23 protein-coding genes are annotated in these 22,928 nt (G+C 53.7%); 13 read left to right on the top strand and 10 right to left on the bottom strand.

Annotation, left to right across the window (positions count from 1 at the left end):
• Window positions 1-73: 73 nt before the first annotated feature.
• From thrS to adhE, 3 genes are all read left to right on the top strand, one after another.
• Window positions 74-1,840 carry a threonine--tRNA ligase gene (gene thrS / locus QM016_RS01560; RefSeq protein ID WP_282709928.1) on the top strand — a complete coding sequence of 589 codons (1,767 nt, stop codon included), beginning with the start codon at window positions 74-76 and terminating at the stop codon, window positions 1,838-1,840.
• Window positions 1,833-2,666, top strand: a complete 834-nt coding sequence (locus QM016_RS01555) for a PLP-dependent transferase (protein ID WP_282709926.1) — start codon at window positions 1,833-1,835, stop codon at window positions 2,664-2,666. Before thrS ends, QM016_RS01555 begins: the two co-directional genes overlap by 8 nt.
• Before the next feature lie 123 nt (window positions 2,667-2,789).
• Complete coding sequence (gene adhE, locus QM016_RS01550) at window positions 2,790-5,408, top strand: bifunctional acetaldehyde-CoA/alcohol dehydrogenase (protein WP_282709925.1); 2,619 nt, start codon at window positions 2,790-2,792, stop codon at window positions 5,406-5,408.
• A gap of 319 nt (window positions 5,409-5,727) precedes the next feature.
• Here the strand turns inward: adhE and QM016_RS01545 are convergent, their stop codons facing one another.
• The 8 genes from QM016_RS01545 to QM016_RS01510 all read right to left on the bottom strand — a co-directional run bounded on the left by QM016_RS01545 (window position 5,728) and on the right by QM016_RS01510 (window position 12,120).
• A complete protein-coding gene (locus QM016_RS01545; RefSeq protein WP_282709924.1) occupies window positions 5,728-6,789 on the bottom strand; it encodes a hypothetical protein in 1,062 nt (353 codons plus the stop codon).
• A 282-nt stretch (window positions 6,790-7,071) separates the two neighbouring features.
• Window positions 7,072-7,563, bottom strand: coding sequence for a dihydrofolate reductase (locus QM016_RS01540; protein WP_282709923.1), 492 nt, complete (start codon window positions 7,561-7,563; stop codon window positions 7,072-7,074).
• Window positions 7,564-7,628: 65 nt separating this feature from the next.
• Window positions 7,629-8,477, bottom strand: a complete 849-nt coding sequence (thyA, locus tag QM016_RS01535; protein ID WP_282709922.1) for a thymidylate synthase — start codon at window positions 8,475-8,477, stop codon at window positions 7,629-7,631.
• Between the two features lie 123 nt (window positions 8,478-8,600).
• Window positions 8,601-9,101, bottom strand: coding sequence for a (deoxy)nucleoside triphosphate pyrophosphohydrolase (locus QM016_RS01530; protein ID WP_282709921.1), 501 nt, complete (start codon window positions 9,099-9,101; stop codon window positions 8,601-8,603).
• Window positions 9,101-9,820, bottom strand: a complete 720-nt coding sequence (locus tag QM016_RS01525; RefSeq protein ID WP_282709920.1) for an acyl-ACP thioesterase domain-containing protein — start codon at window positions 9,818-9,820, stop codon at window positions 9,101-9,103. Before QM016_RS01525 ends, QM016_RS01530 begins: the two co-directional genes overlap by 1 nt.
• 19 nt (window positions 9,821-9,839) lie before the next feature.
• The gene (locus QM016_RS01520; RefSeq protein ID WP_282709919.1) at window positions 9,840-10,469 is read right to left on the bottom strand and encodes a putative ABC transporter permease; all 630 of its coding nucleotides are present in this window, start codon (window positions 10,467-10,469) and stop codon (window positions 9,840-9,842) included.
• Window positions 10,469-10,951 carry an HD domain-containing protein gene (locus tag QM016_RS01515; RefSeq protein ID WP_282709918.1) on the bottom strand — a complete coding sequence of 161 codons (483 nt, stop codon included), beginning with the start codon at window positions 10,949-10,951 and terminating at the stop codon, window positions 10,469-10,471. Before QM016_RS01515 ends, QM016_RS01520 begins: the two co-directional genes overlap by 1 nt.
• A 248-nt stretch (window positions 10,952-11,199) precedes the next feature.
• Entirely contained in the window at window positions 11,200-12,120 is a 921-nt protein-coding gene (locus QM016_RS01510; RefSeq protein WP_282709917.1) for a diacylglycerol kinase family protein, read from the bottom strand.
• A gap of 149 nt (window positions 12,121-12,269) precedes the next feature.
• Here QM016_RS01510 and rnd point away from each other — a divergent pair, with 149 nt between their 5' ends.
• The 8 genes from rnd to QM016_RS01470 all read left to right on the top strand — a co-directional run bounded on the left by rnd (window position 12,270) and on the right by QM016_RS01470 (window position 18,469).
• Complete coding sequence (gene rnd, locus QM016_RS01505) at window positions 12,270-13,400, top strand: ribonuclease D (protein ID WP_282711439.1); 1,131 nt, start codon at window positions 12,270-12,272, stop codon at window positions 13,398-13,400.
• A gap of 164 nt (window positions 13,401-13,564) precedes the next feature.
• Window positions 13,565-14,254, top strand: coding sequence for a zinc metallopeptidase (locus tag QM016_RS01500; RefSeq protein ID WP_282709916.1), 690 nt, complete (start codon window positions 13,565-13,567; stop codon window positions 14,252-14,254).
• A gap of 1 nt (window position 14,255) precedes the next feature.
• Window positions 14,256-15,623 carry an exodeoxyribonuclease VII large subunit gene (gene xseA, locus QM016_RS01495; RefSeq protein WP_282709914.1) on the top strand — a complete coding sequence of 456 codons (1,368 nt, stop codon included), beginning with the start codon at window positions 14,256-14,258 and terminating at the stop codon, window positions 15,621-15,623.
• 39 nt (window positions 15,624-15,662) lie between these two features.
• Window positions 15,663-15,926, top strand: coding sequence for an exodeoxyribonuclease VII small subunit (gene xseB / locus QM016_RS01490; RefSeq protein ID WP_282709913.1), 264 nt, complete (start codon window positions 15,663-15,665; stop codon window positions 15,924-15,926).
• 67 nt (window positions 15,927-15,993) lie between these two features.
• Window positions 15,994-16,344: a histidine triad nucleotide-binding protein gene (locus tag QM016_RS01485; RefSeq protein WP_282709912.1), complete on the top strand. Its 351-nt coding sequence runs from the start codon at window positions 15,994-15,996 to the stop codon at window positions 16,342-16,344.
• 185 nt (window positions 16,345-16,529) lie between these two features.
• Window positions 16,530-17,699 (top strand): acetate kinase, encoded by a 1,170-nt coding sequence (locus QM016_RS01480; protein WP_016476900.1) that lies wholly within the window; start codon window positions 16,530-16,532, stop codon window positions 17,697-17,699.
• Between the two features lie 256 nt (window positions 17,700-17,955).
• Window positions 17,956-18,162 (top strand): sulfurtransferase TusA family protein, encoded by a 207-nt coding sequence (locus tag QM016_RS01475; protein WP_282709911.1) that lies wholly within the window; start codon window positions 17,956-17,958, stop codon window positions 18,160-18,162.
• Between the two features lie 52 nt (window positions 18,163-18,214).
• Window positions 18,215-18,469 carry a DUF3343 domain-containing protein gene (locus QM016_RS01470; protein ID WP_282709910.1) on the top strand — a complete coding sequence of 85 codons (255 nt, stop codon included), beginning with the start codon at window positions 18,215-18,217 and terminating at the stop codon, window positions 18,467-18,469.
• A 77-nt stretch (window positions 18,470-18,546) separates the two neighbouring features.
• Here QM016_RS01470 and QM016_RS01465 read toward each other — a convergent pair whose 3' ends face one another.
• Window positions 18,547-19,443: an aldose 1-epimerase family protein gene (locus QM016_RS01465; protein ID WP_016476903.1), complete on the bottom strand. Its 897-nt coding sequence runs from the start codon at window positions 19,441-19,443 to the stop codon at window positions 18,547-18,549.
• Entirely contained in the window at window positions 19,440-20,438 is a 999-nt protein-coding gene (gene pta, locus QM016_RS01460) for a phosphate acetyltransferase (RefSeq protein WP_016476904.1), read from the bottom strand. The genes QM016_RS01465 and pta overlap by 4 nt, the downstream gene beginning before the upstream one ends.
• A gap of 134 nt (window positions 20,439-20,572) precedes the next feature.
• On the opposite strand from pta, the gene glf reads away from it, so the two are divergent.
• Together glf and QM016_RS01450 are read left to right on the top strand one after the other, a co-directional pair.
• On the top strand, window positions 20,573-21,775 hold the full coding sequence (gene glf, locus QM016_RS01455; RefSeq protein WP_282709908.1) for a UDP-galactopyranose mutase: 1,203 nt from the start codon (window positions 20,573-20,575) through the stop codon (window positions 21,773-21,775).
• 102 nt (window positions 21,776-21,877) lie between these two features.
• Window positions 21,878-22,927, top strand: coding sequence for a glycosyltransferase family 2 protein (locus QM016_RS01450; RefSeq protein WP_016476906.1), 1,050 nt, complete (start codon window positions 21,878-21,880; stop codon window positions 22,925-22,927).
• The last annotated feature ends 1 nt before the right edge of the window (window position 22,928 follow it).

The raw sequence follows: 22,928 nt of genomic DNA, 5'->3' as shown, positions 1-22,928 counted from the left end.
CTTGTTCAAACTCTTTGATACTGCGAATATCGCGTGATATTGCGAGAAAAGTACTATCTAAGGAAGGTTTCATATGAAGGTTCTCTATAACGACGGCCACGTAGGAGAAATTACTGACGCCGCCGAAGAGTTGCATGTCATCAGGCACACGGCAGCTCACATGCTGGCTCAAGCCATCAAGCGTCTGTATCCCGAGGCAATGTTCGCCTATGGTCCTGCCACTGAGAACGGCTTTTACTACGACGTTGACCTCGGCGACGCCAAAATAAACACGGAGGATTTCCTAGCCCTTGAGGCGGAGATGAAAAAAATCGCCAAAGAAAACCTCAAGATTGAGACGTTTGAGCTGCCTCGTGACGAGGCTATCAAGCTGATGGAGGAGCGCGGCGAGAAGTACAAGGTAGAACATATTGGCGACCTTGATCTGTCCGAGCGCATCACTTTTTATCAGCAAGGCGAATACATCGATATGTGCGTGGGACCGCATCTTCTCTACACCAAGGGCGTCAAGGCGTTCAAGCTGACGGGCGTCTCGGGCGCGTATTGGAAGGCCGACAAGAACAACAAGATGCTCACGCGCGTGAATGGCGTGGCGTTTGCTACGAAAGACGAGCTTGCGCAGCATTTGAAGATGCTTGAAGAAGCCGAGAAGCGCGATCACCGTAAGATCGGCCGTGAGATGGAACTCTTTATGATGTCCGACTTCGGTCCGGGTTCGCCGTTCTGGCTTCCTAACGGCATGGCGGTTCGCAACGCGCTGACCGACTACTGGCACGAAATGATGGTTGCGTTCAACTATGAGGAAGTTCTGACGCCGCAGATTCTTTCCCGCTCTCTATGGGAAACTTCGGGCCACTGGGATCACTATAAGGAGAACATGTACACCACCTCGGTGGATGAAGAGGACTTCGCTATCAAGCCCATGAACTGCCCTGGTGCCTGCCTTATCTATAAGAATAGACCGCGCTCGTATCGCGACTTGCCCCTGAAGCTTGCCGAAGCCGGACTTGACCACCGCTACGAGATGAAGGGCGCTCTTCATGGTCTCTTTCGGGTGCGTGAGTTTACCCAAGACGACGCCCACATTTTCATTCGTCCCGATCAGATTACCGAGCAGGTTGCTGACGCGTCGCACCTGATTACCGCTTATTACGCGCAGTTTGGCTTCCCGTACCGCGTTGAGCTTTCTACGCGTCCCGATAACTCAATGGGCTCTGATGAGGATTGGGAGCGTGCCGAGCAGGGTCTCAAGGATGCGCTTGCGTCTATGGGCATCGAATATGTGCTTAACGAGGGTGACGGCGCGTTCTACGGACCTAAGATTGACTTCCACCTCACCGATTGCCTCGGACGTTCCTGGCAGTGCGGCACCATTCAGCTTGACTTCCAGCTGCCGCATAACTTCCAGCTAGAGTACGTTGACACTGACGGTACCAAGAAGCAGCCTATCATGATTCACCGCGCGGGTTTTGGTTCCTTCGACCGCTTTATCGGTATCCTGACCGAGCATTACGAGGGCAAGTTCCCGGTTTGGCTGGCTCCCTGCCAGGTCAAGGTACTTCCCGTGTCCGAGAAATCACGCGATTACGCGCACCAGGTGGCTGACGCGATTCAGGCGGCCGGTATCCGCGTCAAGGTTGACGACCGAGACGAGAAGATTGGCTACAAGATTCGCGAGGCTCGCTCCCTAGATCGCGTGCCGTATATGTTGATTATCGGCGAGAAAGAAGTTGAGGCCGGCAATATCTCCGTTCGCGACCGCACCAACGAGACCACTCCAAGTGCGCTTGATGATTTTATCGCGCGCGTCAAAAAGGAGAATGACGAGCGCCTTGGCTAAGACAACGCGCGAAATTCTCTCTGAGTACGCAACGCATATGGGAACAGGCCACTGCCGGCTTGTTCCCCTTTCTGTATGGGAAGCACTTGTGTCACAGCTTTGTGCCGTTGAGGGCGAGAAGGGCGGACAAGCCGCAAGGCCGGAGGGGCTCGCGCTCCTGAAAGACGTGCAAGTCGCAAGGCCGGAGAGTTTCGCGCCTCTATGTCAATGGCGCGCTGAGCTTGTGGAACCTCTTTTTGGAAACCCCATTTGTGTGGCGGATATCAAAGGCCGCGCGCGTGAGTTAGCAGCGCTGCGCGAAAACGATGCTACCACGCCTGCTACCACGCCCGCCACGCCTGCCACCACGCCGTTTCTTATAGCTGATGTGCGCCGATTTGGCTGCGAGCTCAGTCCGGCGTGTCGTTTAGGCGCGCGGCTTGCCGTTGATGCAGATCCGGGGTTTCCCGGCTTCGTAGTCGTGGGCATTGCCAAACACGCTCATCCACAGATTGCCGAGGTAGTTGAAACGGCGGCGGTGGATGCTGACAGCGTGCAAGCGGCTCCCGGCTCGGACGAGGCGCGAGAAGCCCGACGTACTTCTCGCCACCGCGCAAACGACGCCGCGGCAGTGATTGCGGCGTATCTGCGCGCGCATCCCAAGGTGGTTCAACTCAGGTATCCGGGGCTCAAAGACACCGAGCAATTCAAGATTGCCTCAACGCAGCTTATCGGCGGCTTTGGTCCGATTATTGATGTTCAGACTCAAGATCAGCCCGGTATCTGGCGCCGACTTGAAGCCAACGATACGGACCCTAAGCAGCAAATACTGAAGCTTGCGCTATAAAACGGAGCATTGTCGACCGGCTCCGCATATTTAAACGGAGAATTGTCGGTCAGCGGCGCATATTTATCGGCGAACGCTGTTATAATTTGTACGATGTCTGTACCTAGTCCAGGAGGGGACCAGATGACAAAGAAAGCAACAAAGATTGAGGATGTTGAGACTTTGCACACTCGTCTCGCAGAGATGCGCGAGGCACAGGCAGAGTTTGCAACATTTTCCCAGGAGCAGGTCGACAAGATTTTTTATGAGGCCGCTCTTGCCGCCGAGAAGGCGCGCATTCCTCTCGCACGCATGGCCGTTGAAGAGACCGGCATGGGTGTCATGGAGGATAAGGTTATTAAAAACCACTATGCTGCCGAGTATATCTTCAACAAGTACAAGCATATGAAAACATGCGGCGTTGTTGAGGAAGACAAAGCTGGCGGTTATAAGGTTGTCGCGGAGCCTATGGGTATTGTCGCGGCGGTTATTCCTACGACCAACCCCACGTCTACGGCAGTTTTCAAATCTCTTCTCGCCCTTAAGACGCGCAACGCCATCCTGATCTCGCCGCACCCACGCGCGAAGGGCTGCACCATTGAGGCCGCCCGCATCGTGCGTGACGCTGCCGAGAAGGCAGGCTGCCCCAAGGGCATTATCGATTGGGTCCCAAGCCCCACTATTGAGCTTACCGCGGCCGTTATGGGCAATGCCGACATTATCTTGGCTACCGGTGGCCCCGGCATGGTCAACGCCGCCTATTCTTCAGGCAAGCCTGCACTTGGCGTTGGCCCCGGCAATACCCCTGCCATTATTGATGACACTGCCGATATCAAGCTTGCCGTCAACTCCATCATTCACTCAAAGACCTTTGACAACGGTATGATTTGCGCTTCAGAGCAGTCCGTGACCGTTCTTGACGGCGTCTACGATGAGGTTAAGAAAGAGTTTGCTGCGCGCGGCTGCTACTTCCTTAAGGGCAAGGAGCTCGACGCCGTTCGTAAGACCGTCATCATCAACGGTGCGGTTAATGCCGGTATCGTGGGTAAGTCCGCTCACTTCATCGCCGAGACCGCTGGTGTTAAGGTTCCCGAGGGCACCAAGGTTCTTATCGGTGAAGTTACGTCTGTCGAGCCTTCTGAAGAGATGGCGCATGAGAAACTCTCTCCGGTTCTCGGCATGTATCGCGCTAAGAACTTTGACGACGCACTCGCTAAGGCCGCGCGTCTGGTTGCCGACGGTGGTTATGGTCACACATCTTCTCTTTACGTTGATGTTAACGAGACCGAGAAGATCCAAAAGCACTACGAGGCCATGAAGACCTGCCGTATCCTCATTAACACGCCTTCTTCTCAGGGCGGCATCGGCGATCTTTACAACTTCAAGATGACTCCGTCTTTGACGCTGGGCTGCGGCACCTGGGGCGGCAACTCCGTTTCCGGAAATGTTGGCCCCCAGCACCTGCTGAACTACAAGTCTGTCGCAGAGAGGCGTGAGAATATGCTTTGGCTCCGTACCCCCGAGAAGGTCTACTTCAAGAAGGGCTGCATGCCGGTTGCCCTGCGCGAGCTCAAGGAAGTTTACGACAAGAAGCGCGCCTTCATCGTTACCGACCAGTTCCTCTACAAGTCCGGCTTCACTAAGAAGATTGAAGAGTCCCTCGATGAGATGGGCATCGTTCATTCTTCGTTCTGGGATGTCGCTCCCGACCCAACGCTTCAGTGCGCTCTTGAAGGTCTTGCTCGCCTGCGCGCCTTTGAGCCCGATTGCATTATCGCCATCGGCGGTGGATCTGCCATGGATGCAGGTAAGATTATGTGGTCCATGTACGAGAACCCGGACGAGAACTTTGAGGACATGTCCGCTGACTTCATGGATATCCGCAAGCGCGTCTACAACTTCCCTAAGATGGGCAAGAAGGCGTTTTTCGTCGCTATCCCAACCTCTTCCGGTACCGGTTCCGAGGTTACGCCGTTTGCCATCATTACCGATGCCGACACCGGCGTAAAGTGGCCCGTTACCGACTACGAGCTCATGCCCAACATGGCCATCGTTGATACCGACAACATGATGACGCAGCCTAAGGGTCTGACTTCCGCTTCCGGTATTGACGTTTTGACGCACTGCCTTGAGGCCTACGTCTCCATGATGGCTTCCGACTACACCGACGGCATGGCACTGCGCGGTATGAAGCTTGTCTTTGATTACCTGCCGCGTGCCTATGAGAATCCCAATGACGTTGAGGCACGCGATCACATGGCTAACGCTTCCTGCCTTGGTGGTCTTGCCTTTGCGAATGCGTTCCTTGGCGTGAACCACTCCATGGCGCACAAGCTGGGCGCTTTCCACCACATTCCGCACGGCTGGGCAAACGCCGTCATCCTGACTCGCGTCATGCGCTACAACGCTTCCGAGCGTCCGGCCAAGATGGGCACCTTCCCGCAGTATGATCACCCGCATACACTGACACGCTACGCTGAAGCTGGACGCTATTGCGGCGTTGAGGGCAAGGACGACCAGGAGGTCTTTGAGAAGTTCATCGCAAAGATTGAAGAGCTCAAGGCTTTCATCGGCGTTAAGGAAACCATTAAGGATTATGGCGTTGACGAGAAGTACTTCCTTGATACGCTTGATGCCATGTCCGAACAGGCCTTTAACGATCAGTGCACCGGTGCCAACCCGCGCTATCCGCTGATTTCCGAGATCAAGGAGCTGTACCTGGACTCCTACTACAACCGTGAGGCAAAGAGCTACGACGTCTAGGTTGTTCTGGGTCTTCTAGGCCTTCTCGCTTTGTGTGTCGCGATCATTGAAACCGCACGTCAACGGCTGTCTGCAAGCTCGCAGGCAGCCGTTTTACGTTTAGGTGCCGTGTCGTGTTTCGTTTGGGCAGCTGCTCAGGCAAAATTCTTCAGGCCAGCTCCATTCCAGCCCCCGATTCCAAAAAAGTGCCACAGTTGTGATAAAAATACTTCACAACTCATGGCATTTTTAGGGGATTTATCACAACTGATGCCTTTTTTAGGAGTTTTCATATCACAACTCACGCACTTTTTTGGAATCGAGCTCGCCGGGATGGGGCTCATGTGGAGTAGAGCTCATTTGAGCGAGCCGTTGGATGGAGCTCTCGTGGCATAAAGAGGCAATCGCATGCTATAAGGGATTTGACCAAATTAAGGCGACGAGTGCGGTACTTTTGTTTGTCACTCTTCGTGAGATGAGAGCAGGGGAGTTGCAGGTCTTTTCGTATTGCTTCGTAAAGATTGTCAAACAAGTCAACGCTTTTGAAGGTAAATCGATCAATCGCATAATCTTTTATTCCATGAGACAAAAGCTCGTTATACCGTATGCAATCGAGGTGCTGTTGTTCCAGGCTGTCATGATAATCTCCATTGTATTCAATGGCTACCGCTTTAACAGGGTGTTGTGAGTCATTGTGCAAGAGCGGATTAGACACAAGAAGATCTGGTTTTCTGACCCTAACTTTATTGTTTGTAGCGTCCAACTGTTTTAAGTAGATTTCGGGGTTCAGGAGGATGTTCTTAAGGTTATATCCGCCTTTGCGCCAGGGATATGTGAATCGCAGATATAGTTTCGATTCCATTGGCGATGCCGACATTTCGCAGGCGTACAGAAAGGCATTATGCACCTTTCTGTAGCAACGCTTACCTTTCATTGTTTCAAGAAATTCCCGCAGCTGTTCTTTTGTAATCAAGGGCTCCTTTTTGGACAGCAAGACGCCGGTGCTCCTGTATGAGTACGTGCCGAGCAATTCACAGATGAGCAGGGTTAACTCGATTTCAGATAGGATTGAACTCATCTGAAAGGGCAAGTAGAGAGGCGAGGTGCAATAAATGTCTTTGAATAGATGCAGGAAACATTTGCTGTTAAAGGATTCTCTCGACCTGTGTATATAGATTCCTTTGGGATGGTATGTTGGCGAAGAACTGCTCATAAGAATTGAAATCGGTGGGCGTAACTTGCATTCATAGGTATGAGCCACCTCAATCCAAAGCTCTTTTCTTTTTGCGTGAGAGGGAAGGCGCGAGGAGAGACTAGCACTTGAATAATGCTCGGGTATAACTGGGGAATTAGCAGATCGCAAGATTTCAAGCGCAGAATAATGAGAAATGACGAGAGACATGTATCCTCCTTACGTAAAGTTCTAAAACGTAAGGAAGATTATTCTTGATGAACCTTGCGATAATTTGACCTGTATCTGGCAGATGCTTGACAGATGTCTGACCTGTGTTTGACGGGTATCTGACCGTTGACGGTATCGTCGGAAAAACTGCAGGATATAGATGATAAAATTTCAAGTTTGATGTGATGGCGAGAAGACCTCGCGACGCTCAGTATTAAAATTTCATTTTAGAAATCTACTTTAAAACTCCATTTTGGCGGGGTTTGTAGACACTTGCCCCGGTTACTTCACCTGCTCGTATGTGACAAATTCGAAAGCCACACCTTCGGGAGTCACGCCGCCCTTCTCGATAGCAACAACACGCCACGCCGGGTCGGCGTCCAAATCGGGAAAGTATGAGTCAGCCGGAACCTCAATGTCGTGTTTCGTTACAAAAGCGAATGTGCAGTTGGGAAGCATCGCCCGATACACAGAGGCGCCCCCGATAAGCCAGACCTTCTCGCTTGGCTCTGAGGCGACAAGAGACAGCGCCGCCGCAGGGGATGAGACGACCTCAACGCCGTCGTGCGTCCAAGACAAATCTCGGGTGATGACGATGTTGCGCCGCCCTTTCAAAGGCCCGCCGGGAAAACTCTCAAAGGTGCGCCGCCCCATGATGACCGTGCATCCACGGGTGTGCTCAACAAAGTACTTCATGTCCGCTTTATTGGGGATGAGCAAATCTCCATCGCACCCAATGCCCCAATTGCGCGTTACGGAAACAATCGCATTCATGTAATTCTCCAAGAAATTCTCTAGGAACGTGCAGCACCGTTAAGCCGCAAGAACGTGCAGCGCCGCTAAACAGCAATCGGAATGTTTTTGACCTGCGGCCCGTGCTGATAATCCTCGACAATAAGATCATCAGTGGTGAAGTCGTAGAAATTGGTAACGTTAGGGTTCAGGCTGACCTTTGGCGCGTCAAAGGTCGGGCGAGAAATCAATTCTTTAACGATATCAACGTGGCGGTCGTAGATGTGAGCGTCGGAAATCATATGCACCAGCTCGCCGGCCTGCATCCCGCTGACTTGCGCCACCATCATGAGCAAGATAGCGTACTGACAGACGTTCCAGTTGTTGGCAGCGAGAATATCCTGGCTGCGCTGCACCAGCAGCAGGTTTAGCGTAGGCTTTTCGGCGCCCGATTCCTGCGTGACATTGTAGATGGCGTTGAACGCGCACGGATAGAGATTCATCTCAGAAAGATCCGCGAACGTGTACAGGTTGGTCATGATGCGTCGGCTGAACGGATTTTCGCGGAGATCGCGCAGCACCCGATCCATCTGGTCAAAATCGCCATCAGCATAGTGAGATATCTGACCCACCTGATAACCGTATGCTTTGCCAATGGAGCCCGTCTCGTCCGCCCACGCGTCCCAAATGTGAGAGTTCAGGTCATGAACATTGTTGGATTTCTTCTGGTAGATCCAGAGAATTTCGTCCATAGCACTCTTGAGGGCGGTACGCCTGAGCGTCAAAGCGGGAAACTCTTTACGCAGGTCATAGCGGTTGCAGACGCCAAATTTCTTAATCGTATACGCTGGAGTCCCGTCCTCCCAATGCGGGCGAACCTTCTCTCCTTCAGTGGTGGTGCCGTGCTCAATGATATCCGAGCACATTGTGATAAAAATGTCGTCAGCTTTGCTCATACGCTGCCCTTTCGTTTCTCGCGTGTGACGAGAAGAACCTCAACCAGAAAACCTCAATTAGAAAACCTCAACCGGAGAATTTCAATCGGAAAACCTCAAAGTGCCATCTTCCATAGTACTCGATTACAGATGCTGACTCTCAAAAATGTCATCCCAAAGGGTGCCGAGTGTCATGACGAGATTCTCGTCGGCCGGAAGCCATGCGACATCGAGAAGCTCGCTTGGAGAAAGCCAGCGAAGCTCTGAGTGGATGAGCTTGCGCGGCTCTTCGCCAGGCGCCAGGGTGCAAATGAAAACTTCCATGCAAAGATGAAACTCGGGATAGTTATAGTCGACCGTGTCATAAGGAAGAATAAGCTGCAGCTCAGCGCCAAGTTCTTCACGAATCTCACGACGCAGAGCAGTTTCAGGTGACTCGCCGGCCTCAATCTTTCCGCCGGCAAACTCCCAAAGACCGCCTTGATCCTGGTCTTCAGAGCGGCATGCGGCCAGAATGGTATTGTCGCGGTAGATGATGGCGGCGACAACGTGTTTGGCAGGTTTGGTGGATGTGGCAGACGTGGTAGGTTTGGCGTGTTTAGCAGATGTGGCAGGCCTGCCGGACGCGTTGTTCTTCTCGGTCATTATTTGTCCTCCAGACGAACTATCGCATATGCTTTGCCGGCTGTGTCGTCAAGGGAAACGCTGATACCTGCTTCATCACGGAAAATGCGAGGCGTGATGCTGTCATCAAGGTGAGCCTGGCGGCGGTACTGCACGATGATGCGATGCAGCCCACAGCAAGTCTGGCCGGTCTCGCCTAAAGCGTCGAGCGCCATCATGACGTACTGGGCATTATTGACATGCCGGTTGGTGTCGAGATGTTGCTGCGTGACGAGTATGTGCGGGGCGCTCTGCGCCGAGCCCTTCAGAGAAATACGCTTGGGCATCGGTGGCATTGCAAGGCGGGGCGTTCCGTCCAGGTAGGCCTGTTCGCTTTGGGGAATGCGGGTAACTTTGCCGGCGACGGTATCAATCATGTACCACGTGGACTCAGCACGCAGCACAGAAGCGCCCGTATGGTCGCGTATAACAAAGCAGCGTGATGCCGAAAGTCCGCTCAGATCGTACGCCCATGTGCCAACGGTGATTTTCTCGCCAAAGCGGGGAAGTCGGGTTATTTCTATCTGCCACGCGGCGAGAACCCACGCCAGGCCTTCGTGAGCCAACACATCAAAGCCGCGGCCGATGCTTTCGGAGTGAAATGACGAGCAGTCCTGAAGGTAGTTCATAGCGCTGACAAGCGACAACGTGCCCGTTTCGTTACACTCACTGTAGCGGACACGGCTTTCAAGGGTATACATGGAACTCCAATGCGAATTGTTACATGCGAGAGCGAATATGCGTGCGAATCTCTTGGGCAAGAAGAGCCGTTCGCGCGGAGCCGGCGGGCGTGAGGTAGATCAGGCTCGCTGCGGTATCGATAAAGTAGGCAAGTCCGACAATGCCAGCTAGGATATTTAGCGTATCAATCGGAACCAGCGAGAACAAAGACAGTAGTCCCGGAGCGATAAAAAAGACTGTCACTACGGAGAACGCTCCAAACACAAGCGAGGCCTGCGGACAGATGCGACCCTTGATGTTATAGCGAAACATCGAGTAGTCCCACCACGTGCGATGAAAGCGCCGCTCTAGGATAAGGCCTGTGGAATACTCCAGAATGGTCGCCATGAGGCCACCTAGGACAAAGACGAGCACGGGATTGTCGAGACTTCCAAGCGTAATCCAGACGGACACCGCACCGACGCCGTAGATAGGACAGCTGGGGCCAAAGAGGAAGCCGCGGCGCGAAAAGCCGTGCTCGACCAAGGAGCAATAAGCGGTTTCGTATATCCAGCCTCCCACCGAAATGATGGCAAACATGAGGATAACCTGGGGAATCATCTGCCTTAAGATGCCCCACCCAAGATCAACGGCGAGAAGACCCGAAAAAGCAGCGATAATCGACTCCATTAGCGACCGCCTTTTGCGTAGGGGTTGCCAAACATCGTTTCGGCTGACGAACACAGTTTGTCGCAGGCCGAGACAATCCACGCTTCTTTGCTGCGTGGCGGAATGGGAACCAGCGGAAACATATGGTGCAGGATAATGTCTTGTTCAAGAGGAGACAGATCGGGAAAATCCGCTCGGGCGTTATTGAGCGCGTGGCGGGGATGAGTGAATCCATGCCATTTGTCGGGAGCGGCCTTGCAATCATGCCAGTCGTAGAGGTAGTAGTCGTGAAGCAGAGCTCCGCGCACCAGCTCGCCCTCGTTGACCTGCATTCCGCTTGAAAGCGCTGTAAACAGGCTGGTATACGCGACGGCAATGACGTGGTCGAGCGTGGTGGTGGTGCCGTGCTGCACAAAAGCCGCCAGCTGATACAGGCGTCCCGACTGCAGGGTCGGGCGTGCAAGCTCATCGAACTTCTCGCGTATTTCGGCAATCTCTACCAAGACGTCCCTTTGCCATGTGTTGTTCTGACGCATAAAAGAGTAGCGAGAAAAGAGGCGCTGCGTCAACGTTTTTTGCCGTTATATGACAATATTGTAAGAATCGCTGTCCTTGTAAAAACTATGCTACGCGTAAGAATCGCGCCGCGGCGTCACGGCCGCTGTGTGGTGACACGGCGCTACAGCGCTACAGCGGTACGCTTGCCGTGCGATAACACGGTGCCACGTTGAGAGGAGCTCAGCGCCTGAGTTTATTGCTGCGCGTACGGACTCATGGAGTCAACAATGACTGTACACGCCTTTGGTAGCACTCGCGCGTCAAGTGCGTGAGCCTCGTCGGGAAAGACCTCTCCGTCGACTTCAACGGGAATGGGTGAGGATATCTCAATGTGAATTTCTCGTCCGTGAAAGCCCTCGATATGGGGGCGTCCCAGCGTTTTCCCGCTGCGATCAAAAATGCCGGTAAAGAGAGGCTTCACCAACTCAGCTGTCATTTTGGTTTCAAGAACGATGACGCTGAGGAGCCCATCGTCCATACGAACTCCCGGAAGAAGCTCAATATCCGCCTGGAACTTGGCGCTGTTTGCTATCAGGCAGGCGATTCCTTGGCGCTCATGCGTGATGCCGTCAACGGTGATTGTGAATGTCTGAACATCTGGAGTGAGATTGGAAAGGGCAGCGGTGAAGTAGGCTGCCTCTCCGAAGATCTTTTTGTGCGGGATAGCAGTACGCATAAGCTGGGCGTCAAGGCCGCTGCCCGCCATGAGGGCGATGCCGTGCGTGTGAGCGACGCCAGTCTCGGAGATCCATGAAATTTCGCCAAGGTCAAGCTTCGTTGTGTGTCCACGCCTGACCGCAAGCGCGAGAGCGGCTGGCTCGTGAGCGTTGCCGATACTTGCGCAAATCAGGTTTGCCGTGCCGGAAGGAAAGACGCATACGGGAACGCTGCTTCCGCGAAGCGCATACATCAGATGGGCAACTGTTCCATCGCCGCCTGAAATGATGATACGGTCAAATGATTCCGCATCAAGGACGGCTTGCTGAGGTATCCAGGAATCATCCATGATGCGCATAACGCATTCATCGCCACCCTCAAGCAGCGCTCGCTCGAACTCATATACGGCGTCGGAGCCGAATCCGGATTGTGGATTATGAATGATAAGGGAACGCATAAGACTCCTTAGGGCTGACACGTATATTGGGTATCATTAAAAGCGGCATGTCCGGCACGTCTGTCATGTCTATCGTGTCCGGCATGTCTGTCGTGTTTGTCATGTCTGCTATATCTGATGGTAGCGTAACTGTCGTCGAATGGGATGCTTTGTATATATCTACGCAAGAAGAACTTGCTTCGTTTTGTGCCCGAGCCGCGCATGCGCGTGTGCTCGCTGTTGACACGGAGTTTCTCCGCGAGAAAACCTATTATCCGCAGCTGTGCCTTGTACAGGTTTCAACTGGAGAGGAGATTGCGGCGATAGACCCTCTGCGCATCAACAATCTCTCTCCGCTCAAGGCACTTCTCGAAGATGAAGCCATCATAAAGGTTATCCATGCCTGTTCACAGGATCTTGAGGTGCTCCTTGAGGGTATGAATTGCGCCTGCGCGCCGGTTTTTGACACGCAGCTCGCAGCGGCGTTTTTAGGCATGCGCCAACAGGCGAGTTACGCCTCTGTGGTTGAGCGTTATACCGGTGTTCACCTGGCTAAGGCGGAATCTCTGACGGATTGGTCGCGGCGGCCCCTCGATCCCGAACAGCTCACCTATGCCGAGGATGACGTTCGGTATCTGCCGGATATCTACCGTCAAATGTATGACCGTCTCGTTAAGACGGACCGCCTGGGATGGCTTATGCCCGAGATGAACGACTACACCGCCATTGAGCACTTCAGGCGCGACCCGCGCGAGGCCTATCTGCATCTCAAACGGTCAAGTTCGTTGACCAGAAGACAGATGGCTATAGCAAGGGAGGTATGTGCGTGGCGAGAAGCCCTTGCCGCCCGGCGCAACGTCCCGCGCAAATGGATCCTCTCCGATGAGGTGTTGGTGGAACTGTGCCGCCGCGTGCCGGGTACGCCCGAGAAGCTCCATAAGATCCGTGGGACGGAATCTCTCTCGCAAGAGTCTGTGAGTAAGCTTTTGCATGCTATCAGAAGGGGAAAAGAGCTTCCTGCAGAGCTCTGTCCGGCCATTGAGCACCACACCCGTCCCGCCATGGGAGCTGAGGGTGTTATCGACCTCATGTACGCGCTGGTCAAGATTGTGGCCGAAAAAGAGGGGATAGCCCCTCAGCTGATTGCCAATAAGGGAGATCTGGCGGATCTCTTGGCGCAAAAAGAGGACGCGAAGCTTGCGGGCAGCTGGCGGTTTGAAGTGGTTGGCAAAGAGCTTCTCGGTCTGCTTGCAGGTGAAGTGGGCCTTACCGTCAAAAATGGTCGCGTGGAGCTTCTCTAAGGGAGACACGCTCGCAGACGGTGCTCCCGGGGAGATACACCCATAGGCGGCTCTCTGAGGAGGCGCGCTCGCAGACGGCGTCCCGGGGACGCACTCGCGAGCGGTAATCTGATTGTTGTCCGGTACAAAGGGTACACTTCTTTCAATCGAATGATTGGAGAGTGATGTATTACTACGGTGGTTCGGACATGTTTTATTGGGTGCTTGTGCTGGGGTCTTTGGCGCTTGGCGGCTTAGCTCAGCTGTACATCCACAGCATGTATAAGAAATGGTCGCGAGTTTCCTCTGGCATACAGGGCACGGGCGCCGATGTGGCGCGGCGTATGCTTGACGACGAGGGCGCAAAAAACGTTGGCATTGAGCGCATCGAGGGCAATCTTACGGACAATTATGACCCGCGCAGCAACGTCTTGCATCTCTCCGATGCAAACTTTGAAGAAAGCTCGGTAGCGTCTATCGCGGTTGCCTGTCACGAGGCCGGACACGCGGTGCAGACGGCGCGCGGCTTTTGGCCTGCCCGCTTGCGCTCTGCGCTAGTTCCTGTAGTCAACCTCGCCTCGGCAGCGTGGATCTACGTTTTTATCGCCGGCGTATGGTTTAGGATTGCCGGCGCGACGCAGATAGCTATTTTGCTGTATGCCGCAACTGTGCTCTTCCAAATTGTGACGCTGCCGGTTGAGATTGACGCGTCAAGGCGCGGTCTTGCCTATTTGGGCACCCATGTTCCTTCGACGTTCAATAAGAATGGCGCTCGACAAGTGCTGGTGGCTGCCGCTCTGACCTATGTGGCTGCCGCGCTCGTGTCCGCAATTCAGTTGCTCTATCTGATTTCAAATAGCCGTAGCAGGGATTAATATGACTTGGACTGTACCGGACGCCTCCGTTAAGGAAAGAAAAGAGCCCGAGCCGCTTTCTGTTTCCGAAGCTATTATCGTCATCAAAGAAAATATCGCTACCATTCCGCTGTTGACGGTAGTGGGAGAGGTAAGCGGCTTCAGGGGTCCAAACGCTCGCAGCGGCCACTGTTACTTTGACCTCAAGGACGCAAGCGCCAGCATGGCGGCTATCGTATGGAAGGGTATCTATCTTGCCAGCGGCGTTAAGCTTCGCGATGGCATGAAGGTGCAGGTTACTGGTCGCTATGACGTCTACAAGGGCTCCGGCAAGCTTTCCTTTGTAGCAACGTCTCTTACCGTTGCTGGTGAGGGAGATTTGCGGCAAAAAGTCGCCGAGCTTGCAAAGAAGCTTGAGCGAGAAGGACTGATGGATGAGGACCACAAGCGTTCTATCCCTCGCTTTTGTACACGCATTGGCGTGGTGACGTCTCTTTCCGGCAGCGTTATAGAGGATGTCAAACGTACGCTTGCACGGCGCAATCCTCTCGTTGAGATTGAGGTGACGGGCGCCGCCGTACAAGGCGAGCATGCACCCGCAACCATTGTTCGCGCTCTTGGTGTTGCGGCATCCACAAACCCTGACGCCATACTACTTGTTCGAGGTGGCGGATCGTTTGAAGATCTCATGTGCTTTAACGATGAGTCAGTCGCTCGCGCAGTCGCCGCGTCGCCGGTACCCGTCATTAGCGGCATCGGCCATGAGCCCGATGTCACTATTGTGGATATGGTGTCAGACCGGCGTACGTCAACGCCAACGGCCGCGGCTGAGTCGGTGGCGCCGTCCATCAGTGAGCTTCAGATGGCCTTCAACGATCGCGTATCCCGGCTTGCAGGAGCTATGGAGGCGATTCTTTCCGAATATGCCCAGGTGACAGAAGGTGCTTCTCGCCGTGCGGATCTTGCTGTACAAAACAACCTTCGGCAGTGGCGGATTCGTTTTGAGGCTTTGGCTGAGCGGAAGTGTCTTTCCGATCCGATGTATCTGTTTGTTTCGCGTCGGACTGATCTGCTTCAGACGGAGCAGCGACTGCATGACGCGCTTCCGCTGGCGTTGGAAAGAAAGAAACAGATGCTAGGACATGCATCCGAGCGCCTGCAGACAGTAGGTACAAAGCTGCTTGTTCCGTATGAAGGGCAGCTTGGCGTTATGGCGGGCAAGCTCGAGGCGCTTTCGCCTCTGAAAGTCTTGGGACGCGGCTACGCGCTTGCCGTTGATAGCTGCGGACATGTCCTCAAGCGGTCGCGTGACGTTCAGGCGGGCCAAACCATAGAGGTGCGCCTTGCCGAAGGCTCGCTTGCGGCGCGTGTGACAGAAGTTGCAGAATAAGGTAAAAAGGCGCGAGCATTGCGCCGAGAGGAGACAGATATGACAGAGAAAAAACAAGACGAACTTACGTTCAAAGATGCTTCCATTGAGCTGGAGCAGATTGTTCGTCAGCTGGAAGGAACCGATCTTGAACTTGAGGAATCGCTCGCGTTGTATACGCGTGGCGTTGAGCTGGTAAAGGATTTGCGCAATCGCCTGGATACCGCGGAGCAAAAGGTTCAGGTTCTTCTGGACGCTTCTGAGGCTGGCTCTGCAATCTCCGATACTACAGCCGCACCTTCTACGGCCTATGTTGACGAATAAGCCTTCTACGGCCTATGTTGTGACGAATACATGGTATTAAGCGCGTTTGAAGGTAGAGGAGAGCCGAATGTCTGATTGCATCTTTTGTAAGCTTGTCAACGGCGAGATTCCGACCGAGTTTCTCTATGAAGATGAACATGTCGTAGCGTTTCGAGACGCCAGTCCGCTTGCACCTGTGCATGTGTTAGTTGTTCCTAAAGCGCATCATCGGGATATCCTTGATAATGTTCCTGCTCAGACGCTTGCTTCTGTGGTCGAAGCAATCAAGACGGTAGTTGATACAACCGGTATTCGCGATTCCGGTTTTCGCGTCATCACCAATACGGGTAAAGAGGGCGGTCAATCCGTCATGCACCTGCATTTCCACATTCTGGGAGGCCGGCCTCTTAACGCGACCTTTGGAGAAGAAGAGCTCTAAGGTGCAGAAGGACGTCTAAGGCGTAGGGGAGAATCTGGGGTGTTTTTCGCTTCGCAGGTCTCGGATTGCTCGATGGTTGCGTCTAAACTAAAAAAGTTAAACGACCGCAAAGCGTTAGGGGAGTATGATGTCTTGCGGTGAGTAAGTTGCGGGGGCGCGCTTTGCCCTTTGAGAAAAGGAGAGACATGAACGTACTGGTCATCAATGCCGGCAGCTCGTCGCTCAAGTATCAGCTCTTGAACGTCGACACGCGCGAAGTGTATGCGAAGGGAAACTGCGAGCGTATCGGTATCGACGGCTCATTCGTGGGTCATGAAGAAATGGGTGGCGAGAAGCAAAAGCTTGAAGTGGCGCTTCCTGACCACAAGACGGCTGTCAAGTACGTTTTTGACATCCTGAAAACTATTGACCAGCCTATTGACGGCATCGGTCACCGCGTTGTTCAGGGCGGCTGGTATTTTCCCAAGTCCGCTGTCATTACCGATGAAACGCTCGGGTGGGTTCGCGAGGTGGCGCCTTTGGCTCCGCTTCACAACTATGCTGAGGCTGACGTCATTGAGATTTGCCGCGAGATGTTCCCTGAGGTGGGAAACGTTGTCGTCTGCGATACATCGTTTCACTACAACATGCCCGAAAAAGCCTACACCTACGCGCTGCCGCGTGATGTGGTTGAGAAGCTCCACATCCGTAAGTACGGCGCACACGGTACTTCTCACCGCTATATCTGGCGTGCGGTAGATCAGTTTACCGGTGGTCAGACGCATAAGCTGGTCAGCTGTCATCTTGGATCTGGCGCCTCGCTTTCCGCTATTGAGGATGGCAAGGATAAAGACACCACTATGGGGCTTACCCCTCTTGACGGCCTTATTATGGGCACGCGCTGTGGCACGCTTGATCCTGCGACAGTCTTCTATCTTTCGCGCGTCGGCGGCTATTCCATTGACGAGATCGATACGATGATGAACAAGCAGTCCGGCCTTCTGGCGCTTTCCGGTCACTCGGATTCGCGCGATATTGAGGACGGAGCGCATGCGGGCGATAAGAACTGTCAGCTGGCATTGGACATGTTCTACTATCGCACTTCTCAGCTCATTATGGAAATGGCTCAGTCCATGCACGGCTTTGACACCATGGCGTTTTCCGCAGGCATTGGCGAGAACTCTTCTGAGATGCGCCTGGGTATCGCCCGAGAGCTCGCATGGATGGGCGTTAAGATTGACGAGGAGAAGAATAAGGTTCGCTCTGACGAGGTCCGCGACATCTCAGCTCCTGACTCCAAGATTCGCGTTCTTGTGGCGCCGACCAATGAGGAGTATATGATTGCTCTGGACGTGCGGGAACTTTTGGGGAAGTAGCTCCTCTTTTTGGGGAAGTAGCGCTCTCTTTAGGAAAGTAGTATCTCTCAGTAGCGCCTCTTATACACACGAGAACGTCTGTAGACACAGCGTGTACACGAATACTCGGCAAGCCTTAGTGCATGCCGAGTATTTTTTCGAGTGCCTCGCGGCGGCGGTTGCTATCGCTTATGCGAATACCTTCAACAAGTCCAAGGCTTAAAAGGCCTTAAGCCTAAAAAGTCTAAAGCCTACTTGATTTTGAAACGGAGCAATAATGGATACTCTTGATGCGCGCGGGCTGTCGTGCCCGGAACCGGTTGTTATGATAAGCCAGGCTATGGCCAGTAAAGCTGACAATTATCGTATGATTGTCGACGCGGTAGCCGCTCGCGAGAATGTAACCCGCTATGCACAAAGCCAGGGCTATACGGTCAACGTTACTGAAGATAACGGTGAATGGACGCTGGATATTACCAAATAAACCCGGTGTTTAGTTTGTATAGCCAGCATTTACATGTTTTGAAAGGGAAGGCATGACCTATCTCGTAACATTTTTTTCGCATTTTGGAGCTATGAGTTTTCGAAGGCTTTGTCGCGAGAAGAACGTCGAGGTGGAACTCATGCCTGTCTCTCGTTTTCTTTCGAGCAGCTGTGGCACGTGTGCGCGCTTTTCCGATCTCAAGGGCCTTCGTATAGACGAATGGCCTGAAGAGGTCGAACGCGTAGTGCAGCTGACAGATGAGACGACCGGTTCGTTTGTTGAGCTGTATAAGGCGCACGGTTTGTAGGGCAAGGCGTGCAATCTGACTGACAGTGCCAGATTGAATGAGCACCAGCTAGCAGCGCCAGATCGAACGAATGCCAGCTAGAACAGCCGGATGGTAAAAGCGCGAGTAAACGTTTCGCCTGGCTCTAAGAGCGTCATGCCTCGTTTGTGTTCAAAGACATCGTCTTCATCGAGCGCTGTGGCAACGCCTGTCCAGGGCTCGATGGCTACGAAGGGACATCCCTGACCTGCGCTCCAAACGCCCAGATACTCAAAGCCCTCAAAAGTAAGTTCGACTCCATGTTCGCCGTGGGAGGCCCCGCAAGGAAGCAGCGCCACGCGATGGTCGGGCACGTCTTCCAGCGTGACGGTCAGCTCGCGCTCAAAGAGCTTCCAGGAAAGCGGCAGCGAGTCAGCGTTGCGTATCAGATGCTGCAAGCGGTCAAAATCGCAGAGACCTTCCGGCGTAATGGACGGTCCCACTGAAGTCCAAGGACGCGTAAAGGCAAGCTCGTAATCAGGGAGTTCGGAGTTATCGTTTCCGGGAACAGGAACGTTAAAAGCAGGATGTCCGCCGAGGGCGAACGGCAAAGTGACAGAGCCGGTGTTACGCACCAGATAGCGCTGCGTGAGCACGCCATTCTCAATCGCAAACGTCATAGTAAGCGAAAAGTGATAGGGAAAGGCAGACCTTGTTTCTGCGGAATCAGTGAGCTCAAATGTAACGCACTCTGCGGTCTTCTCTACGATGCTGTGCTCGTACAAGCGAGCGATACCGTGTCGAGACAGCCGTACGGGACCAGATGCGGACTCAGCGCGCCCATCGCGCAATACGCCAACGATAGGGAAGAGAATGGGAGCGCGCCTAGGCCACCATGCAGGGTCTCCCTGCCAGAGATATTCCGCGTCATTCAGGCTGACGCTCATGAGCTGCGCTCCCAAAGAATCAATGGAAGCGCTCAGCACATCGTCAGAGATGGTGACAAGCTCACTCACTGCGCGCTCTTTTCGGCAGAAACAGCCATTTGCGCCTGGACGGCCGTAATGGCGACAACGCCTACAATGTCGTCGGCCGAGCAGCCGCGCGAAAGGTCGTTGACCGGGCGAGCGATGCCCTGGAGCAAAGGACCATAGGCCTCGGCGCCGCTGAAGCGCTGGACAAGCTTGTAGCCAATGTTTCCCGCCTCAAGCGTTGGGAAAACCAGAATGTTTGCGTGGCCGGCAACCATGGAATAAGGAGCTTTGAGCCGCGCCACTTCGGGAACGATTGCCGCGTCAAGCTGAAGGTCGCCGTCAAGTGCGAGATCAGGGTCTTTTTCATTGGCGAGCTTTGTTGCCTCCTGGACTTTCTCGGCAGTTTCGCCGCCGGCAGAGCCCATGGTGGAGTAGGAGAGCATAGCCACACGCGGGTCTTGACTCATGAACGCGCGCCAAGACTGCGCGGATGCTAGGGCAATTTCGGAAAGCTCATCGGCGTTAGGGTTAATGTTGAGGCCGCAGTCGGCAAAGAGGAGCGTGCCGTCTTCGCCAAACTGGGGCTTATCGGTGCTCATGATAAAGAAGGCGGAAACAAGCTTGGTGCCCGGAGCGGTCTTGATAATCTGAAGCGCCGGTCGGAGGGTGTCTGCGGTAGAGTGGCACGCGCCGGATACAAGTCCATCAGCGTCTCCCATCTTCACCATCATGGTGGCAAAATAGGTGTTGTTGTTCATGGTCTCGCGAGCCTGCTCAATGGTGACGCCTTTGCGGGCGCGGAGCTCAGCGAACTTTTGCGCATAGGCTTCATGGCGCTCATCGGTAGCGGGGCAAATGACGGTTGCGCCGGGAACATCAATCTCATCAGGGTTGCCAAGAATCACGAGGTTTGCCAGATCTTCGGCAATGATGGTTTTGGCCGCCGCAATGGTGCGGGGGTCTTCGCCTTCAGGAAGCACGATAGTCTTTTTGTCTGCCTTAGCTGCCGTTTTCATCTGTTCAAGAAACTTGCCCATGAAAAGAACTCCTATCAAAAAGGTAATTAACGCCATACAAACCTCATTATAGGAGTGCGTGATAAAATTGAGAGCGAGAAATACTGTCAACGGGAGGCGCTTCTCGCTAAAAGAATCGCTTCGTGGAGGTTTACATGGCTATTACGCACGGTCTTCCTGCCGGTTTCAATTCCGATGCCTACGACGTTATGGTGGTCGGCGCCGGATACGCCGGCTCTGTTGTGGCGCGACGCATGGCTGAGACTTGCAATTCCAAAGTCGCGATTATTGAGCGCCGCGGGCATATCGCCGGAAACGCGTACGACCGGATTGACGAGGCGGGCGTTTTGATCCACGAATACGGTCCGCACATTTACCACACGGTCAATGACCGCGTGCACGAGTTTCTCTCGCGCTTCACTGAGTGGACCGGCTACCAGCACAAAGTTCGTGCGAATATCCATGGTCAGCTTATGCCGGTGCCGTTCAACCACACCTCGCTCAAGCTTGCCTTTGGCGAAGAGCGTGGCGAGAAGCTCTACCAAAAGCTCGTATCCACCTTTGGCGAGAACGTCAAGGTGCCCATCATGGAATTGCGTGAGCAGAATGACTCCGAGCTGGAAGAGATTGCTGACTACGTGTATGAGAACGTCTTTCTGCATTACACCATGAAGCAGTGGGGGAAGACACCCGACCAGATAGACAAGTCCATTACCGGCCGCGTCCCTGTTTTTGTCGGCGATGATGACCGCTATTTTCCTACAGCGACGCATCAGGGCATGCCGGCCGAAGGGTATACCAAGCTCTTTGAGAACATGCTGGACCACGACCTGATTGACGTCTTTCTCGATGTTGACGTGCGCGACATTATGGACGTCAGTGAATCAAGCGTGGTCGTTTGTGGAAAGCCGTATGTCGGAGAGGTCGTCTACACCGGCCCGCTCGATGAGCTCTTTAGGCTTGACCTTGGCGCGCTGCCGTACCGCACGCTTGACATGCAGTTTGAGACGCTCGACCAAGATCAGTTCCAGCCCGTTGGCACGGTGAACTATACCGTGAGCGAGGACTTCACCCGCATTACCGAATTCAAGAACATGACGGGCCAGGTTGTTCTCGGCAAGACTACCATCATGCGCGAGTACCCGCAGGCCTATGTGCCCGAGAGCGGTCAGACGCCCTACTATGCCATCCTTGAGCCCGAAAACCAGGAGCTGTATTGCAAGTACCGCGACCGTGTTGCGGGCGTGTTGAACTTCCACCCGGCGGGACGTTTGGCAGAGTATCGCTATTACGACATGGATGGTGTTGTCGCTTCTGCCCTTGAGCTTTCCGATGAACTCATTGCTAATCAATCATAGATTTGCCAATGTAGCGGGTGTGGTCTTTTTGGGCCACACTCACTACTTACCGGTTAGCAATGTGTGTAGCGATAAAATCTGTCCTAAAGGAGCGTTCTTTTCATGAAAAAGACCATTACGTTTGGTATACCGTGTTACAACTCCGCCGAGTACATGGACCACTGCATCGAGTCAATCCTTGAGGGGTCGGAATATGCCGATGACGTTCAGATTGTTATCGTTGACGATGGCTCGATGAAGGACAATACGCCCGCCAAGGCCGATGAGTGGGCGGTGCGTTACCCGAATATCATCAAGGCGGTTCATCAGGAGAACGGTGGCCATGGTATTGCCGTTATGAAGGCGGTCGCCTACGCTGATGGAGTCTATTTCAAAAACATCGACTCTGACGATTGGGTGGACGGTGAGGCTCTCAAGGTCTTTTTGAACAAGCTCCGCGAATTTGTCGACGCTCCATCGCGTTCGGGCGAGAAGCCCGTTGACCTGGTGCTTTCTAATTACGTGTACGAGCACGTTGAGGACAACACGCAAAATTTTGTGGATTATCGCGATGCCGTTCCAACCGGCCGTGTTATCGGCTGGGATGACATAGGACACTTCAAACTATCGCAGTATCTGTTGATGCATGCTCTGACATATCGCGTTGACGTGCTGCGGTCGGCCGGCATTGAGATGCCGCCACATACTTTCTACGTTGACAATGTGTACGCGTACGTGCCCTTTCCCAAGGTCGAGACCATCTACTATGTGGATGTTGACCTGTATCGCTATTTTATCGGCCGAGATGATCAGTCGGTCAATGAGAAAGTTCTGACCGGTCGCGTGGATCATTACTGGCGCGTATCTCGGGTGATGATGCACGCCTATCACATCTACGACGACGTGAAGTCGCCCCGTTTGCGCACGTATATGATGAGCTATTTCACCATTATCATGGCTATCTGCTCCGTATTTTCAAAGATGTCCGATCGCGACGACGCCATGGATCAGCTTGAGAAGCTGTGGGACGAATTGCGCGCGTATGATGGGCGGATGTATCGCCACGCCCGCCATGGACTCGTGGGGACAGCGTGTAATCTGCCGGGGCGTATCGGCCGTTTTGTGACGCTCGGTGGCTATCACATTGCGCAGAAGGTCGTGAAGTTTAATTAAG

The organism is Lancefieldella sp. Marseille-Q7238 (assembly GCF_949152215.1).
Taxonomy (GTDB): domain Bacteria; phylum Actinomycetota; class Coriobacteriia; order Coriobacteriales; family Atopobiaceae; genus Lancefieldella.
The sequence above is the reverse complement of the archived record's forward strand: the minus strand, read 5'-3'. Positions and strand labels throughout refer to the sequence as shown.

Coding starts and splice junctions, on each gene's coding strand:
- thrS (WP_282709928.1), top strand. CDS start 74: ATGAAGGTTCTCTATAACGACGGCCACGTAGGAGAAATTACTGACGCC.
- adhE (WP_282709925.1), top strand. CDS start 2,790: ATGACAAAGAAAGCAACAAAGATTGAGGATGTTGAGACTTTGCACACT.
- QM016_RS01545 (WP_282709924.1), bottom strand. CDS start 6,789: ATGTCTCTCGTCATTTCTCATTATTCTGCGCTTGAAATCTTGCGATCT.
- QM016_RS01540 (WP_282709923.1), bottom strand. CDS start 7,563: ATGAATGCGATTGTTTCCGTAACGCGCAATTGGGGCATTGGGTGCGAT.
- thyA (WP_282709922.1), bottom strand. CDS start 8,477: ATGAGCAAAGCTGACGACATTTTTATCACAATGTGCTCGGATATCATT.
- QM016_RS01530 (WP_282709921.1), bottom strand. CDS start 9,101: ATGACCGAGAAGAACAACGCGTCCGGCAGGCCTGCCACATCTGCTAAA.
- QM016_RS01525 (WP_282709920.1), bottom strand. CDS start 9,820: ATGTATACCCTTGAAAGCCGTGTCCGCTACAGTGAGTGTAACGAAACG.
- QM016_RS01520 (WP_282709919.1), bottom strand. CDS start 10,469: ATGGAGTCGATTATCGCTGCTTTTTCGGGTCTTCTCGCCGTTGATCTT.
- QM016_RS01510 (WP_282709917.1), bottom strand. CDS start 12,120: ATGCGTTCCCTTATCATTCATAATCCACAATCCGGATTCGGCTCCGAC.
- QM016_RS01500 (WP_282709916.1), top strand. CDS start 13,565: ATGTATTACTACGGTGGTTCGGACATGTTTTATTGGGTGCTTGTGCTG.
- xseA (WP_282709914.1), top strand. CDS start 14,256: ATGACTTGGACTGTACCGGACGCCTCCGTTAAGGAAAGAAAAGAGCCC.
- xseB (WP_282709913.1), top strand. CDS start 15,663: ATGACAGAGAAAAAACAAGACGAACTTACGTTCAAAGATGCTTCCATT.
- QM016_RS01485 (WP_282709912.1), top strand. CDS start 15,994: ATGTCTGATTGCATCTTTTGTAAGCTTGTCAACGGCGAGATTCCGACC.
- QM016_RS01480 (WP_016476900.1), top strand. CDS start 16,530: ATGAACGTACTGGTCATCAATGCCGGCAGCTCGTCGCTCAAGTATCAG.
- QM016_RS01475 (WP_282709911.1), top strand. CDS start 17,956: ATGGATACTCTTGATGCGCGCGGGCTGTCGTGCCCGGAACCGGTTGTT.
- QM016_RS01470 (WP_282709910.1), top strand. CDS start 18,215: ATGACCTATCTCGTAACATTTTTTTCGCATTTTGGAGCTATGAGTTTT.
- pta (WP_016476904.1), bottom strand. CDS start 20,438: ATGGGCAAGTTTCTTGAACAGATGAAAACGGCAGCTAAGGCAGACAAA.
- glf (WP_282709908.1), top strand. CDS start 20,573: ATGGCTATTACGCACGGTCTTCCTGCCGGTTTCAATTCCGATGCCTAC.
- QM016_RS01450 (WP_016476906.1), top strand. CDS start 21,878: ATGAAAAAGACCATTACGTTTGGTATACCGTGTTACAACTCCGCCGAG.